Annotated in this window: 1 protein-coding gene; it reads right to left on the bottom strand. The window is 76.1% G+C overall.

Annotation, left to right across the window (positions count from 1 at the left end; translation table 11 throughout):
* Positions 1–4: 4 nt before the first annotated feature.
* On the bottom strand, positions 5–17,206 hold the full coding sequence (locus tag ABT263_RS17815) for a non-ribosomal peptide synthetase (protein ID WP_352291323.1): 17,202 nt from the start codon (positions 17,204–17,206) through the stop codon (positions 5–7).
* Between the last annotated feature and the right edge of the window lie 143 nt (positions 17,207–17,349).

Consider the following 17,349-nt stretch of genomic DNA (forward strand, 5'->3'; position numbering starts at 1 on the left):
GTCCTCACCGTTCGTCATCGTCGGGGCCGCCGTACGCGGCGTCTTCGAGCTCGCTCAGCACCTGCTCCTCCACCAGCTCCGCCAGGGCGGCCACGGTGCGGGAGACCAGGATGTCGCGGGGGGTGAGCGTGACGCCGAAGGCGTCGTTGGCGCGGGAGGCGATCAGCAGGGCGCGCATCGAGTCGCCGCCCAGCAGGAAGTAGTCGTCCTCCACGCCCACGGCCGTCCGCAGGCTCTCCTCCCAGATGGCCGCCACCGCCTCCTCGGTGGGCGTGCGGGGCGCCACGTGGCCGGCCTGCCCCCGCTCGACGGGGGCGGGCACGGGCAGGGCCGTCCGGTCGGTCTTGCCGCTCTCGGTGAGCGGGAAGGCGTCCAGGACCGCGAACGCCGAGGGGACCATGTGGCCCGGCAGGGAGCGGGCGGCCAGGGCGCGCAGCTCTGCGCCGGACGGCGTGTCGCCGCCGGGGCCCGCGAGCAGGTGGGCGACCAGGCGAGGCTGCCCCGGCTCGTCCTCCCGCACGCTCACCACGGCGTCCAGGACGGACGGGTGGCGCACCAGGACCGCCTCGACCTCGCCCGCCTCGATCCGGTGTCCGCGCAACTTGAGCTGGTGGTCCGTGCGGCCCAGGTAGTGCAGCTCGCCTCGGGAGTCGCGGCGCACCCGGTCGCCGGTGCGGTACATCCGGGTGCCGGGCGGACCGAACGGGTCGGCCGTGAACCGCGCCGCGGTCAGCCCCGGCCGGCCCAGGTAGCCGCGGGCCAGGGCCGGTCCGCTCAGCCACAGTTCGCCCGGCACGCCGTCGGCCACCGGCCGCAGCCGGGCGTCCAGGACGTAGGCCCCGGTGGCGGGCAGCGGGCGGCCGATGGGCGGCGCGGCGCCGTCCGGCTCCAGCGGCGCGGACCAGGTGGCGACGACGGTGGCCTCGGTGGGCCCGTAGGAGTTGACCATGCGGTGCCGCGGGGCCCACCGGGCCACCAGGTCGGCGCTGCACGCGTCGGCGCCGACCACCAGCGTCTTGAGGTCCGGCAGCGTGCCGGGGGTGCCGGGCGGCAGGGTGGCCAGGGCGGCCGGGGGCAGCAGGGTGTGGGTGATCCGCTCCTCCCGCAGCACCTGGGCCAGCGGGGCGCCGAGCAGCGGACCGGGAGCGGGGACCACCAGCCGGGCTCCGTGCGGGAGGGACATGCACAGTTCGAGCACGGAGGCGTCGAAGCTGGGGGTGGCGAAGGCCAGCACCCGGTCGCCCGGGGCCACTTGGTAGTGCTCGGCCTCGGCCGCGGCGAACACCGCGAGTCCGCGGTGGGTGAGGACGACGCCCTTGGGGGTACCGGTGGAGCCGGAGGTGTAGATCACGTAGGCCGGGTCGTCCAGGTCCAGCGGGCGGCTGCGGTCGGCGTCGGTGGGCCGCCGGTCGGGCGTGCCGTCCGCCGGCGCGGCCAGCAGGCCGGCCACCTCCTTGGCATCGAGGGTGAGCGCGGGAGCCGCGTCGCGCAGCATCAGCTCGACCCGTTCGTCCGGATAGGTGGGGTCGACCGGCAGGAACGCGGCGCCGGTCTTCGCCACCGCCAGCTGGGCCAGCACCATGTCCGCCGAGCGCGGCAGCAGCAGCGCCACCAGCTCGCCGGGACCGGCGCCGCGCGCGATGAGCCGGTGCGCCAGCCGGTTGGCGTGCGCCTCGACGTCGGCGAAGGACAGCTCCAGGCCCGGGGCGGCCAGCGCCGGTGCGTCCGGCCGGCGGTCCACGGCGGCCTCCACCAGGGCGGGCAGCGTGGCCCGGGGCGCCGGGTCGAGCGGTGGTCGCACCGGCCCGTGCAGCAGCCGGGTCCGCTCCCCGGGCGGCAGCACGTCGATGTCGTCCAGCCGGCCGGTGCCGTCCGAGGCGGCCAGCGCGGACAGCGTGTGCAGCAGCTGGGCGGCCAGCGAGCCGGCCGTGCCGGGATCGAAGTACCGCGGGTCGTAGCCGAGTTCCACGCTGAGCCGGTCACCGGGTGAAACCACCACGGTGAGCGGGTAGTTGGTGGCCTCCCGGGCCTCCAGGTCGCGGATCAGCAGGCCGTGCGCGCCGGCCGTCGCCTCGCCCACCGGGTAGTTCTCGAAGACGATCAGACTGTCGAACATCGCCGTGCCGGGCGGCAGTTCGCTCAGGGCCTGGATCTCGCTCAGCGGCAGGTGGTCGAACCGGCGGTCCTCGGCCCGGGCCTCCTGCACCGCGCGCAGCCACCCGTCGCAGCTCGCGCCGCCGTCGACGGTGACGCGGGCCGGCAGCGTGGTGATGAAGAGGCCGATGATGGTGTCCGCGCCGACCAGGTCGGCCGGCCGCCCGGAGACGGTGGTGCCGAAGCACACCTGCGACTGGCCGCTCCAGCGCGAGAGCAGCAACGCCCAGGCCCCCTGGACCAGGGTGTTCAGGGTGAGGCGGTGGCGACGGGCGAACTCCTGGAGGCGGTGGGTCTCGGCCGCGCCGAGCCGCTGCGACAGCCAGACCCCGGAGCAGGCCGTGGCGTCCTGACCGGGCCTGCGGTCGTAGGGCAGCGCGGTGGGCGTGGCGAGGTCCGCCAGGGCGCCCCGCCAGTGGTCCGCCGCCCGGCCGGTGTCGCGGCCGGCCAGCCAGCCCGCGTAGTCCGCGAAGGGCCGGCGCTCGGGCAGGCTCGGCCGCTCGCCGCGGGCGAGCGCCGCGTGGGCGGCCAGCACGTCCGACAGGACCTGGAAGACGCTCCACCCGTCCAGCAGGACGTGGTGGAAGGTCCACACCACGCGCACCGCGTCCGGGCCGAGCCGGACCAGGTCGAGCCGTAGCAGCGGGGCCCGGTCCAGGCCCAGCGGGCGGCCCCGCCGCTCGGCGAGGAACAGTTCCAGCTCCGTCCCGAGCCGCTCGGGCGCCACGGCGCTCCAGTCGTGCTCGGTGACGGGCAGGGTCGCCTGCCGGTGCACCACCTGAAGGGGTACGGGCACGTCGTGCAGCACCACGGAGGTGCGCAGCACCGGTGTGCGGTCGACCACGTGCTGCCAGGCGGCGGCCAGCAGGCGCGGGTCGCGGGCGCCGTCCAGCACGAAGGTGAGCTGCTCGACGTAGAGGCCGCTCCCCGCCTCGTCGAGGCCGTGCACGACCATGCCGGTCTGGGTCGGCGTGAGCGGGTAGATCTCCACCACCTCCCGCCCGGTGCCCGCCAGCCGGTCGACGGCCGGCTGGTCCAGCGGAGCGAGCGGGAAGTCGGAGGGCGTGCGGCCCCCGGCGCCGGGCTCGGCGCAGTGGCGGATGATCGCCCGCAGCTCGTCGGCGAGTTCGGCGGCCAGCCGGGCGACGGTCTCCCGCCGGTGCACCTCCCGGGAGTACGACCAGGTGAACCCCAGCCGCCCCTCGCTCACCTGCCCGAGGACGTCGAGGAGGTGCGGCCGCTCGGCCGAGGGGTCCATACCGCCGCCGAGCGGGCCGGACGGCGCGTGCAGCAGACCGCCCGGCGGGTGGTTCCGGTCCTGGCGCCCCAGGTAGTTGAAGCCGATCCGCGGCAGCTCCGGCAGCGGCGGTCCCCCGGCGGGCCGCAGGTGGCGAAGCGCGCCGTAGCCGAGTCCGCCGCGCGGCACCGCGCGCAGGCTCTCCTTGACCGCCTTCAGCGCGCCGCCGGTGTCCGCGTCCCGGGGCACCTCCAGGGCGACGGGGTACATCGTGGTGAACCAGCCGACGGTCCGGGCGAGGTCGACGTCGTCGAACAGCTCCTCCCGGCCGTGGCCCTCCAGGGTCACCGCCACCCGGTCCCGGCCCGTCCAGCGGGACAGCACGCGGCCCAGGGCGCAGAGCAGGACGTCGTTGACCCGGGTCCGGTAGACCTCCGGCACGTCCTGGAGCAGCCGGCGGGTCTCCTCGGCGTCCAGGCCGACGGTCAGCGCCTCCTCGACGGCCGCCGTGTTGGCGCCGTCGAGGTCCCTCGGCAGCACGGTCGCGCCGTCCCCGTCGTCGAGGCCCTGCCAGTGGACGAGTTCGTCGTCGAAGCCGCCGGCCGCGGTGTGCGCGGCGAGCCGGCGGGCCCAGGCCTGGAACGAGGTGCTCTTGGCCCCGAGGTCGGGCGTCCGACCTTCGCCCAGGGCGCGATAGGCGCGCTCCAGATCCTCCAGGATCAGCCGCCAGGAGACCGCGTCCACCACCAGGTGGTGCGCGGCCAGCAGCAGGACCGGGTGCGCCGCGCCGTCGAAGCGGCACAGCGCGGCGCGCAGCAGTGGCCCGCTGCCCAGGTCGAAGCCGTCCGCCAGATCGGCGGCGGCCTCGCGCAGCGCCGCCGCGAGGACCCGCGGCTCACCGCCGGGCAGGTCGTGCACCCGCAGGCTGGCCGGCGCGCCGCCGGGGGCGGCTCCGCACTGGCGCCACTGACCGGGGCCGGTCGGCTCGAACCGGAGGCTCAGGGCGTCGTGGTGGGCCAGCACCGCGGTCAGGGCCGCGCGCAGCAGGGTCTCGTCGGCGTCCGCCGCGAGCTGGTAGGAGACCCCCTGGGTGAAGCGGGCGTCACCGCCCAGCGTGTCGAACAGCCAGTGTTGGACGGGGGTGAGCGGGACCTCGCCCACCACCGCGCCCTGCTCGGCGACGACCGCCGCGGCCGGGGCCTCCTCGGCGGCCAGGGCGAGTTCGGCCAGTGTCTGGTGCGAGAACAGGTGCCGGGGGGTCAGCGCGAGCCCGGCCCGGCGGGCGGCCGAGACGATCTGGATCCCCAGGATCGAGTCGCCGCCGAGCGCGAAGTAGTTGTCGTCCGGGCCCACGTCGGGCACACCGAGGACCTCGGACCAGATCGCGGCGAGCAGCCGCTCGGTGCCGGTGCGCGAGGGCCGGTCGCCGGCCGCGGCCGGGGTGGCCCGCGGCGGCTCGGACAGGGTGCCCCCCGCCGCCGGGGCCACCGCCGCCGCGCGCCGTTCGAGGGCCGCGCGTCCGCGCGGCGGGTCCGGCAACGGCACGTCGGCGGGCGCCTGTTCGAGGTCCGCCGCGATCGCCGCGAGCAGCGTCGCCAGGCCCGCCCCGAGCGCCTCGACGGTCGTCGCGTCGAAGGCGGCCGGGTCGTACTCGAGGCTGACCGACAGCGCCTCGCCGGGCACCACCACCACGCACAGCGGGTAGTTGGTGGGCTCCACGTCGCGTTCGGCCTCGACGGCCAGGCCGTACCGGTTCACCGCGTCCTCGTCGAACGGGTAGTTCTCGAAGACCACGATGCTGTCGAACAGGCTGGTCCCGCCGGGCACCTCGCTCCAGGTCTGCAGCTGCGCCAGCGAGACGAAGCCGTGGCGCCGGTCCTCCGACTGGGCGGCCTGCAGAGCACGCAGCCACTCCCGCAGCGGGCGCTGTCCCTCGATCCGCACCCGGGTGGGCAGCGTGTTGATGAACAGCCCCACCATCGAGGTCACGCCGGGCAGTTCGGCAGGCCGACCGGAGACGATGGTCCCGAACACCACGTCGTCGCCGCCGCAGCAGCGCGCGAGCAGCAGCGCCCAGGCGCCCTGCAGCACGGTGTTGACGGTCAGCCCCGCCTGTTGCGCCGTCTCGCGCAGCCGCGGCGACAGGTCGTTGTCGAGCGCCACGCGCACCGACGCGCCGGAGGAGGCGCGGTGGGCCCCGACGGGCCACCGGTCCCGGGGCAGTGGGGTGGCGGCCGGGAATCCGGCGAGGACCTCGCGCCAGTGCCGCTCGGCCCGGGCGGGGTCCTGCCCGGCCAGCCAGCCCAGGTAGTGGCCGAAGGGAGCCCGCTCGGGCGCCGCCGGCGGGCGCCCGGTGGTGAGGGCGTCGTACCGCTCGCACACCTCGTCGAAGACCTGGGCCGCGCTCCACCCGTCCAGCAGGACGTGGTGGAAGGTCCACACCATCCGCACCCGGGTCGGTGACAGCCGGATCAGGGCGAGCCGCGTCAGCGGCGCCGTGCGCAGGTCGAGGCCGGCCTGCCGGTCCTCGGCGACCAGCCGGGCCGTCTCGCGCTCGATCCGGTCGGCCGGCCACTGCGTCCAGTCGTGGTGGGCCACCGGCACGGCGGCCCGCTGCTGGACGACCTGGTGCGGCTCGGCGCTCTCCTCCCAGGTCAGCCGGGTGCGCAGGACCGGGTTGGCGTCCGCGGTCCGCTGCCACGCCTCGGCCAGGGCGTGCGGGTCGGTGACCCCGGACAGCACCAGCTGCACCTGGTTGAGGTAGGTGCGGCCGTCCGGTTCGAGCAGGCTGTGGAAGAGCATGCCGGCCTGCATCGGCGTCAGCGGGTAGACGTCCGCTACGTCGCGTCCGTCCCCCACGATCCGGTCGACGGCCGCCTGGTCCAGGCGGGCCAGTGGGAAGTCCGCGGGGGTGCGGCCGCCGGCGTCCGGGTCGGCGCAGTGGGCGACGATGCCTTCCAGCGCGCTCACCATGCCGTCCGCCAGCGCGGCCACGGTCCGCTCGTGGTGGCGGCCGGCGCTGTAGTACCAGCTGATCTCCAGCTGGTCGTCCTGGACGCGGGCCACCACGTCGAGCAGGTGCGGGCGCGCCGCGCCGGGCGCCTGCGCGCCGTCGAGCCCGCCCGGGACCGCGCGCACCAGGGCGGCGCCCTCGTCCGACCAGTCGAACCGGCCCAGGTAGTTGAAGCTGATGCCAGGAGTCGCCGCACCGACGAGCTGGGCGTCCTGGGCGAGGTGGCGCAGCGCGCCGTAGCCCAGGCCCCGGTCGGGCACCGCGCGCAGCTGCTCCTTCACGGACTTGAGCGCGGTGCCCCAGTCCCCCTCGGGCACCCGGAGGGCGACGGGGAAGAGCGTGGTGAACCAGCCGACCGTGCGGGACAGATCGATGTCCTCGAAGAACTGGTCCTCGCGCCCGTGCCCCTCCAGCCCGACGGCGACGGTGTCCCGCCCGGTCCATCGGGCGACGACCCGGCCGAGCGCGGTGAGCAGGACGTCGTCGATCCGGGTCCGGTAGACCCCGGGGACCTTGCGCAACAGTTCGTCGGTGCGTTCCCGGTCCAGCCGGACCGTCACCGCGCGCACGTCGGCCGCGGTGTTGCCGCCCTCGCCGTCCACCGGCAGCGGCGCCGCGCTGTGCCGGGCGACCGCCGTCCAGTGGGCGCGCCGGCCGGCGAACCCGCCGCTCGCCGTGTGCTCGCGCAACCGGCGCGTCCATTCCTGGAACGAGCTCGTCCGGGCGGGCAGGCGCAGCGGCCGACCGGCCGCGGCCTGCCGGTAGGCGGTCTCCAGGTCCTCCAGCAGCACCCGCCAGGAGACCCCGTCGACCACCAGGTGGTGCACGGCCAGCAGCAGCCGGGCGGGCCCGGTGCCACCGGTGGTGAACAGGCGGGCGGTGAGCAGCGGGCCGGTCTCCAGCCGGAACCCCTCGTGCGCCGCCGCGGTGGCCAGGGCCTCGGCCCGCTCGGCCGCGCCCGGCTCCAGGCCAGCCAGGTCGCAGACTTCGAGCAGCTCGGGCGCGGGGGCGTCCGCCGGGGCGCAGTGCTGGCGGACGCCGCCGTCCGGCTCGGCGGTGAAGCGTGACCGCAGCGCGTCGTGGTGCGCCCACAGGGCCGTCAGGGCGCGGCGCAGCACGTCCGGGTCGACCTCGCCGGGGGTCTCCACGACCACGCTCTGGTTGAAGAAGCCGGCCTGCGGCGGGCGGGGGTCGAGGTACCAGTGCTGGATCGGCGCGAGGGCGACCTCACCGCTCACCGGCTCGGTGCCGGCGACGGAGCCCGCCGTGCCGGTGATGACGGCCAGTGCGGCGACGGTGGGGTACCGGAACAGGTCGCGGGGGGTCAGCGCGAGCCCCGCCGCCCGGGCCCGCGAGACGACCTGGATGCTCAGGATCGAGTCGCCGCCCAGCATGAAGAAGTCGTCGTCGACGCCGACCCGGTCCACGCCGAGCAGCTCCGCCCAGATCGCGGCGAGCACCTGTTCGGTCCCGGTGGCCGGTGCCCGGTAGGCGCTGTCTCCGGACGACGTCCAGTCGGGGGCGGGCAGTCGGCGCCGGTCGACCTTGCCGTTGGCCGTCAGGGGCAGCTCGGGCACCGTGACGAACGCGGCGGGCAGCATGTAGTCGGGCAGGTCGGCCGCCAGGTGGCCGCGCAGGGTGGTCGCGGACGGCGCCGCGGCGCCGTCGGCCGGCACCAGGTGGGCGGCCAGCCGCTTGCGGCCGCCGTCCTGGTGGAGCGAGACGACCGCCTCGGCGACGTCCGGGTGGTCGGTGAGTCGCGCCTCGATCTCGGCGGGTTCGATGCGGAACCCGCGGATCTTGATCTGGTCGTCCGCCCGGCCCACGAAGTGCAGTTCGCCGTCGTCGCTCCAGCGCGCGGTGTCACCGGTGCGGTACATCCGCTCCCCCGGCGGCCCGAACGGGTCGGCCAGGTAACGGGTGGCGGTCTCGCCGGGCCGGCCGGCGTAGCCCCGGGCGAGCCCGGCGCCGGCGATGTACAGCTCTCCCACGATGCCGGGCGGTTGCGGCTGGAGCGCGTCGTCGAGCAGGTAGACGCGGGTGTTGTCGAGCGGGCGTCCGATGGGCAGCACCGCGGACAGCGGCTCGCCGGCGCGGAAGACCCGGCGGGTGGCGAAGGTGGTCGTCTCGGTCGGACCGTAGCCGTCGACCACGGTGAGGTCGGGGCACGCCTCCAGGACCCGGCGGACCACCGCGCCAGGCACGGCCTCGCCACCGGTCCACACTTCCCGGGCGCCGCGCAGGCAGCCGGGGTCCTCCTGGGCGAGGAGGCGGAAGAGGCCGGCGGTCAGCCAGAGGTGGCGCACGCCCTGCTCGGTGACGGCGCGCCGGACCACGGCCGCGTCCAGTTCCACCGGAGGGGCCAGCACGGCCGTGCCGCCGCGCAGCAGGGGCACCCACACCTCGTAGGTGGAGGCGTCGAACGCGTGCGGGGAGTGCACGAGCACCCGGTCGTGGCCGGTGAAGGCACGGCCCAGGGCGAGCGCGGCGACATCGCGCTGGCGCACCGCGACGCCCTTGGGCGTGCCCGTCGAGCCGGAGGTGAACATCAGGTACTGGAGGTTGTCGGGGTGGACCGCGGGACCGTCCTGCTCGGGCCGGGCCTCGGCGGCCGCGTCGTGCGGCGGCTCGTCCGGGCGCAGTACGCCGTCGCCGGGGCACAGGTCGCGCGCCGTCGGCTCCCAGTCGGCGTCGGTGAGCACCAGCCCGGCGCCGGCCTCGGCCAGCGTCCGGCGCAGCCGCTCGCGCGGCGCCCGCCCGTCCAGCGGCACGTACACCCCGCCGGTGCGGACGAGCGCCAGTTGGGCGACGATCAGCCACACCGAGCGGTTCATCAGCACGCCGACCGGGCGCTCGACCCGGACGCCGAGCGCGGTCAGCCGGCGCGCCAGGGCGGCGGCGCGGGCGTCGAGCTCCCGGTAGCTGAGCCGCTCGTCGCCGGCTTCCAGCGCGACGGCGTCGGGCGTGCGGCGCACCTGTTCGGCGAACAGCTCGGCGACGCTGCGCTCGGGCAGCTCGGTGGCGGTGTCGTTCCAGGCGTGGAGCACCTGGGCGCGGCGCTCCGCGCTCAGCAGCGGCAGCCGGGCGGGCGGGCGCTGGGCGCCGTCGGGCATGCCCGCCAGCAGGACGGTGAGGTACTCGACCATCCGCCCAGCCGTGGCGGCGTCGAACAGCTCCGGGTCGTAGCAGAGCCGCAGCGCCAGCTCAGGGCCCGGGTAGGCCACCAGGCTCAAGGGGTAGTTGGTGGTCTCGACACCCTCCAGGCCGCTCAGGCGCAGGCCGTGGGCGGCGGCGAGTTCGTCGTCCACCGGGTAGTTCTCGAAGACGACGATGCTGTCGAACAGGGCGGTCCGCTCGGGAAGGCCGGTGAACGTCCGCATCCGGGTCAGTGGCACGAAGTCGAAGCGCCGGTCCTCGTTCTGCTCCCACTGGAGCCGGCGCAGCCAGTCGACCAGCGTGCCGACGGCCGGCACCGCAGCGCGGGTGGGCAGCGTCGCGATGAAGAGGCCGGTCATCGCCTCGGCGCCGGGCAGCTCGGCCGGCCGGCCGGACACCGTGGTGCCGAACACCACCTCGTCACGGCCTGACTGACGCCCCAGCAGCAGCGCCCAGGCGCCCTGGACCAGGGTGTTCAGGGTGAGGCCGGTGGTCTTCGCGAAGTCCTCCAGGGCCCGGGTGGCGGACGCGGGCACGCTCACCCGCACGGCCTGGCCGGACTCCGCGTGGTGGCTCTCGCGCGGCTCGCGGTCCCAGGGCAGCGGCGTCGACTCGGTCAGGCCGCCGAGGCGCTCCCGCCAGTGCTGCTCGGCCTGGTCCCAGTCACGCTCGCGCAGCCAGGCCAGGTAGTCGCGGTAGGGAGGGCGCTGCGCCGTCCCGTCCGGGATGTCGAGGACGTCGAGGCCGTCCGGAGCGTCCGGCCCCGCCGCGCAGAGCGCCGCGTGGCAGGCGAAGACGTCCGACAGCACCTGGAACAGGCTCCAGCCGTCCAGGATCAGGTGGTGAAAGGACCAGACCACGCGCACACCGGTCTCCGAGACCCGTGCGAGCACCAGGCGCTGAAGCGGCGCCTGGGCAAGGTCGATGCCCGTCGCGCGGTCGCGGTCCAGCAGGTCGGCCAGCCGCTCGCGGCGCTCCTCCTCGGTCAGCTCGCGCCAGTCCAGGCCGGTGACCGGGACGGGGGCGCGGCGTTCCACCACCAGCAACGGCTCGGGCACGTCCTGCCACCGGACGCGGCCGCGCAGCACCGCGCTCCGCCCGGTCACCCGCTGCCAGGCCGCGGCCAGCCGGTCCGGGTCGGGTACGCCCTCCAGGACGAAGGTCAGCTGCTGGAAGTAGGCGGCGCTGTCGGCCTGGGAGAGGGCGTGGAAGAGCATGCCGGTCTGGGTCGGCGTCAGCGGCAGGACGTCCTCCACGGCGCCCGGCTCGGCTCCCACGACGCGGTCCACGGCGGCCTGGTCGAGCCGGACGAGCGGGAAGTCGGACGGCGTGCGGCCGCCCGCGCCCGGCCGGGCCGCGTGCCGGGCGAGGTCGGCCAGCGTGTCGGCGAACCGTCCGGCCAGCGCCTCGACGGTGGCGGGCAGGTACCGCTGGTCGGAGTAGGACCAGCTGAACTCCAGCGCGTCACCGTCGAGGCGTCCGACGACCTCCAGGGCGTGCGGGCGCTCGACCAGGGGGTCGGCGTCCAGCTCCAGCGGGCGGAAGGTGCCCCGGTACAGGCCGTCCGGGCCGTCCGGGAACGCGATGCGCCCCAGGTAGTTGAAGCTGACCTGCGCCGTCCTGCCCTGCGCCGTCCTACCCTGCGCCGTCCCGATCCGGCCCAGCCGGTCAAGCACGTCGTGGCCCAGGCCGTGCCGGGGAACGGCCCGCAGCTGCTCCTTGACCTGCTTGAGGACCGCGTCCCAGTCCGCCTGCGCCGGGACGGCGAGGGCGACGGGGTGCCGGGTGGTGAACCAGCCGACGGTACGGGTGATGTCGAGGTCGGGGAAGAGTTCCTCCCGCCCGTGCCCCTCGACGTCGACCACCACCCGGTCCTGCCCGCTCCACCCGCACAGGACCCGGCCGAGAGCGCTCAGCAGCACGTCGTTGACCTGGGTGCGGTAGGTCTCGGGCAGGGTGCGCAGCAGGACGGCGGTGTCGGCGGCGCTCAGGCGCACGGTCACCGAGCGGGCCGAGGCGTAGGTGTCGGCGCCCGCCAGGTCGGCCGGGAGCGGGTCCGCGCGGTCCGGGAGGGCCCGCGCCCAGTAGCCCCGCTCGTCGTCGAAGCCGCCGTCGGCGGCGTGCGCGTGCAGCCGCTGGGCCCACTGCCGCAGCGGCGAGGACTTGGCGGGCAGCGCCGCCGCTCCGTCGCCGCCGTCGCGGCGGGCCCGGTAGGCCCGGTCGAGGTCCTCCAGCAGCACCCGCCAGGAGACGCCGTCCACCACCAGGTGGTGCACGGCCAGGTGCAGGACGGGCGGGCGGCCGGCCCCGCGCTCGTGCAGCACGGCGCGCAGCTGCGGCCCGTGGCGCAGGTCGAAGGGGCCGAAGTGCGGGGTGTCGGTGTCCGGGCCGCTGTGGCGGGCCAGGGCGACCCGGCGGGTCCGCTCGTCGATCCGCCAGCGCGGGTCCGCGCCGTCGGCGGCCCCGAACGATGAGCGCAGGGCGTCGTGGTGGGCGACCAGGTCGTTCAGCGCGTCCTCCAGCGCCGCCGGGTCCAGGTCCTCGGGCAGCCGGACGGACAGCGCCTGGGCGAAGTGGCCGACGCGTTCGGCGCCCGCGTCGAACCACCAGTGCTGGATGGGCGTCAGGGGGCTCTCGCCGGTGGCGGCGACCACGGCGGCGGCGGTCGGCCGCGACCGGTCGGCGGCGTCCGCGCAGCGGGCGAGCGCGGCGACCGTCTGGTGCTGGTAGACGTCCCGGGAGGTCACCGGCAGGCCCGACTGCCGGGCGCGGGCGACCACCTGGATGCTCAGGATGGAGTCGCCGCCGAGCTGGAAGAAGTTGTCCTCCGCGCCGACCCGCTCCACCTGGAGGACGTCCGCCCAGATGGCGGCGAAGGCCCGCTCGCTGGGAGAGCGGGGCTCGACGTGGCCCACGGCGCGCGGGGCCGGTCCCGGAGCGGGCAGCCGGCCGCGGTCGAGCTTGCCGTTGGGGTTGAGCGGGAGGGCCGGCAGCACCAGGACCGCCGAGGGGACGAGGTAGTCGGGCAGCGTGCGAGCGAGCTCCCGGCGTACGGCTTCCGGCTCCGTGCGGCCTCCCGGGACGGGGACGACGTAGCCGACCAGGCGCCGGGTGCCCTCGCTCTCGCGGACGGTGGCGGCTGCCTGCGCCACGCCCTCGCAGCCGCGCAGCGCCTCCTCCACCTCCCCCAGTTCGATCCGGAAGCCGCGGACCTTGACCTGCTGGTCGATCCGGCCGACGTACTCCAGCTCACCCTCGGGCCTCCAGCGGGCCAGGTCCCCCGTGCGGTACATCCGCTGCCCCGGCGCGCCGTACGGGTCGGCCACGAACCGGGCGGCGGTCAGGCCCGGGCGGCCGAGGTAGCCGCGCGCCAGGCCGCCGCCACCGAGGTACAACTCGCCGACCACGCCCGGAGGCTGCGGGCGCAGCGCGTCGTCGAGGACGTAGCCGCGGGTCAGCGCGAGCGGCCTGCCGATCGGCGGTGCCTGCTCCGGCAGCCCGTCGCCCGCGAACCAGGCGGTGGCGTACACGGTGGCCTCGGTGGGGCCGTAGAGGTTGGCGATCCCGCACCCGGGCATGACCTCCCGCAGGTCGCGCACCACCTGGGCCGGGAGGGCCTCGCCGGCCAGCACGACGGTCCGCGCCTCCACCGGGGCCCCGCCGCCGGCGAGCAGGCGGGAGATCACCGAGGGCACGCCGCTGACCAGCCCGACCTGCCGGCGGCCGGGCGTGTCGGCGAGGGCGGGCAGATCGGCGACCACCTCGACGCTCCCGCCCACCAGCAGGGGGCAGAGCAGTTCGAAGACCGACACGTCGAAGTTGAGCGAGGTGGCGGCGATCACGTGGTCCAGGCCGCCCGGACCGAAGCGCTCCCCCGCCCAGCCGGCGAGCGCGACGACCGTGCGGTGGGTGACCACCACACCCTTGGGGCGGCCGGTGGACCCGGAGGTGTAGATGACGTAGGCCGGGTGGTCCGGCGCCAGCGGCCCGAGCCGGTCGGCATCCGTCAGATCGGCTTCGTCCGTGCCCGGGGCGTCGGCGAACTCGTCGAGGATCAGGGGCTCGCAGCCCTCCGGCAGCGCGGCGGCCGTCTGCCGGGTGGCGACGACGAGCACCGGCTCGGCGTCGTCGAGCATCAGCCGGATGCGCTCGGCCGGATAGCCCGGGTCCAGCGGGAGGTACCCCGCGCCCGACTTCAGCACCGCCCAGAGCGCCGAGGGCAGCTCGGCGGAGCGGGGCAGGCAGAGCGCGACCAGCTTCTCCGGGCCCGCGCCCCGGGAGACCAGCAGCCGGGCGAGGCGGTTGGCACGCCGGTTCACCTGGGCGTAGTCCAGTCGCACCGCGTCGCAGACCACGGCGGTCCGCTCGGGGGTGCGGGCCGCCTGCGCCTCGAACAGCTCGGGCAGGGCGACCTCCGCGGCGGTGGGCCCGGTGCGCGCGGGCGGGTTCCACGAGTCGATCAGGGTGCGCCGCTCCTGCTCCGAGAGCATCGGCAGTTCGGCCAGCCGCAGCTGCGGGCCGTCCGCCATCGCCGCCAGCAGCCGGTGCAGGTGACGGGACATCCGGGCCACGGTCGTGGCCTCGAAGAGGTCCGTGTTGTACTCGACGGTCAGGACGCAGCCGCCCCCGGCGTCCGGGGAGAACTCCAGGACCAGGTCGAAGCGTGCGGCGGGCCGCGGCAGCGGGTGTTCTTCGAGGCGCAGGCCGCCGGCGCTCGGCAGGTCGAGGGGGGCCTGCTGGACGACGAGCACCTGCACCAGCGGGGTGCGGCTGGGGTCCCGGGGCGGGGCCAGCTCCTCGACCACCCGGTCGAAGGGCACCCCGGCGTGGACGAAGGCGTCCAGCACGGTCGTGCGCATGTTCTCGACGAACCGGTCGACGGTGACCGTCTCGTCCACGTCACCGCGCAGCACGACCGTGTTCGCGAAGAAGCCCGTCACCTCCTCCAGCTCGCGGCGCTCCCGCCCGTTGGTGACGGTGCCGAAGGCGACGTCCCGCTGGCCCGAGTAGCGGGAGAACAGCAGCGCGGACGCCCCCGCGAAGAGGGTGAACACCGTGGTGCCGCGTCCGGTGGCGAGGTGCCGCAGCCGCGCCACCAGGTCCGCGGGCAGGTGGTGGCGGTGTGCGGCGCCGGAGGTGGTGCGCACCGCGGGCCGCGGCCGGTCGGTGGGCAGGTGCAGGTGCTGCAGCCCGGACAGGTGGCGCTTCCAGTACCCGAGGCTCCCGGCGTCCTCCGCGACCTGCGCGTTCGAGGCTTGACGCCGCTGCTCCCAGACGGCGAAGTCGGGGTACTGGAGGGCGGGCACGGGCAGCGCGTCCGGTTCGCCGGAGACCTCCGCGTGGTAGAGCGCGGCCAGTTCGCGGACCAGGACGCCCACCGACCACCCGTCGGTGATGACGTGGTGCTGCCCCAGCAGCAGCAGGTGCTCGTCGGGGGCCAGGCGCACCAGCAGCGCCCGGGCCAGCGGGCCGCCCGTCAGGTCGTAGGGGCGGCTCAGCTCGTCGGTCAGCAACCGCTCGGCGGCCTCGGCGCGCCGCACCGCGGGCAGCTCGCCGAGGTCGGCCGTGCGCAGCGGCAGGGCGGCCTGCTCCGCGATCCGCTGCACGCCCTGCCCGTCGACCGTGTCGAACGTGGTGCGCAGCGAGGCGTGCCGGGCCACCAGGCGCCGCAGGGCCCGGCTCAGCGCCTCGGGGTCCGGTGCGCCGTGCAGCCGCAGGGCCACGCCGGTGTTGTACTCCGTCCCGCCGGCCGTGAGGTCGTCGAGGAACCAGAGCCGTCGCTGGGCGTTGGACAGCGGCAGCGGCACCCCGCGCGGGGCGGCCGGGATCGGCTCGGGCGGCGCGGCGGCGCGGTGCCCGCCCAGCAGCGGGGCCAGGGCCGCGACGGAGCGCGCGGTGAAGACGTCCCGCAGGGTGAGCCGGACGCCCAGTTCGTCCCTGATCCGGGCCAGGGTGCGGGCGGCGAGGATCGAGTCGCCGCCCAGCTCGAAGAAGTCGTCCGTCGCCCCGACCGTGTCGGCGCCCAGCACGTCCGCCCAGATGGCGGCCAGGGTGCGCTCCGGAGCGGTGAGCGGTGCCGCCCGGCCGGCGGACGCCGGGCGGACGGGCGCGGGCAGCGCTCGCCGGTCGATCTTGTTCTGCGAGGTGAGCGGCATCGCCGCCAGCACGACGACGACGGACGGCACCAGCTGGGCCGGCAGCGCGGCGGCCAGGTTCGTGCGCAGCTCCGCCGGGTCGGGCGCCCGCTCCGGGTCGGCCGGGGTGACGTAGCCGACCAGGCGTTCGCGGCCCGGCTCGTCCTCACGGACCATGACGACGGCCTCGCCGACGGCGGTGTCCCGCCGCAGGGCGGCCTCGATCTCGCCCGGTTCGATCCGGAAGCCTCGGAGCTTCACCTGGCGGTCGAGCCGGCCGAGGAACTCCAGTTCTCCCCCGGCGTTCCAGCGCGCCCGGTCGCCGGTGCGGTAGAGCCGGGCGCCCGGCTCTCCGAACGGGTCGGCGACGAAGCGGGCGGCGGTGAGCCCGGCGCGGTTCAGGTAGCCGCGCGCCACCGCTTCGCCACCGATGTACAACTCGCCTTCCGTGGAACCCGGTTGCGGACGCATCGCCGCGTCCAGCACATACACCCGGGTGTGCGGAAGGGCCCCGCCGATCGTCGGTGTACCGGCACCGGCGGAGAGCGGCCCGGTCCAGGTGGCCACGATGGTGGCCTCGGTCGGACCATAGGAGTTGATCATGCGCCGGCCCGGCGCCCAGCGGTCGACGAGCGCGGGCGGGCAGGCCTCGGCCCCGACGATCAGTGTGCGCAGCCGGTGGGCGGTGCCCGCCGCGGGGGCGGGCAGCGTCGCCAGCGCGGCCGGCGGGATCAGCGCGTGCGTGATGCCGTGCTCGTCCAGGACGGCGGCGAGTTCGTCGGCCAGCCAGGGGCCGCCCGGGGGCACCACGAGCGTGGCTCCGGACAGCACCGAGATGAAGAGCTCCAGGACGGAGGCGTCGAAGCTGGGCGAGGAGAACTGCAGCACCCGGTCACCGGCCCGCACCGCGTACCGCTCGACGGCGGCCGCGGTGAACCCGCCGATGCCGCGATGGGTGACCGCCACGCCCTTCGGCGTCCCGGTGGAGCCCGACGTGTAGATCACGTACGCGACGTGGTCGGCGCCGACCGCCGGCCGGGGAAGGCCGCCCCCTCCCCCGTCCGCCGCGTCCAGCACGGCGCGCACGAAGCCCGGGTCGTCGAGGGTCACCGCGGGCGCCGCGTCGGCGAGCATGAGAGCGCGCCGCTCGGCGGGGTAGTCGGGATCGACCGGCAGGAAGGCGGCGCCCGCCCTCGCGGTGGCCAGCTCCGCCGCGATCAGCTCCATCGAGCGCGGCAGGACCAGTGCCACCGTCCGCTCCGGCCCGGCCCCGCGCCGCACGAGGTATCCGGCCAGCAGGTCGACCCGGGCCGCCAGCTCCCGGTAGCTCCAGGTGCGCCGGCCGTCGGTCACCGCGGGCGCGTCGGGCGTGCGGGCCGCCCAGGTGGCGAACAGCTCGCCGAGCGTCGCGCCCCCGTCCACCGGGGACGCCTCGTGCTCGGGCACCCCGAAGGTTTCACCGGCCTGCTGCGAGGTGGGCGCGGGGACGAGGTGGTCGGGCTGGTCGGCCATGGAGATGAGGTCCTTCCGGGCGGGGAGGAGGCGGCGCGAGCGGTTGCGGGCAGCGGAGTACGACCGGGCACGCCCGACGCGTACTCCGGCACCAAGGGCTGAACGGACTGACGAGCTGACAGGCGGACGAGCTGAGGAGCTGA

The organism is Kitasatospora sp. NPDC001603 (assembly GCF_040298365.1).
Classification (GTDB): domain Bacteria; phylum Actinomycetota; class Actinomycetes; order Streptomycetales; family Streptomycetaceae; genus Kitasatospora.

Excerpts from the sequence above, each read along its gene's own strand:
- ABT263_RS17815 (WP_352291323.1), bottom strand. The coding sequence starts at position 17,206 with ATGGCCGACCAGCCCGACCACCTCGTCCCCGCGCCCACCTCGCAGCAG.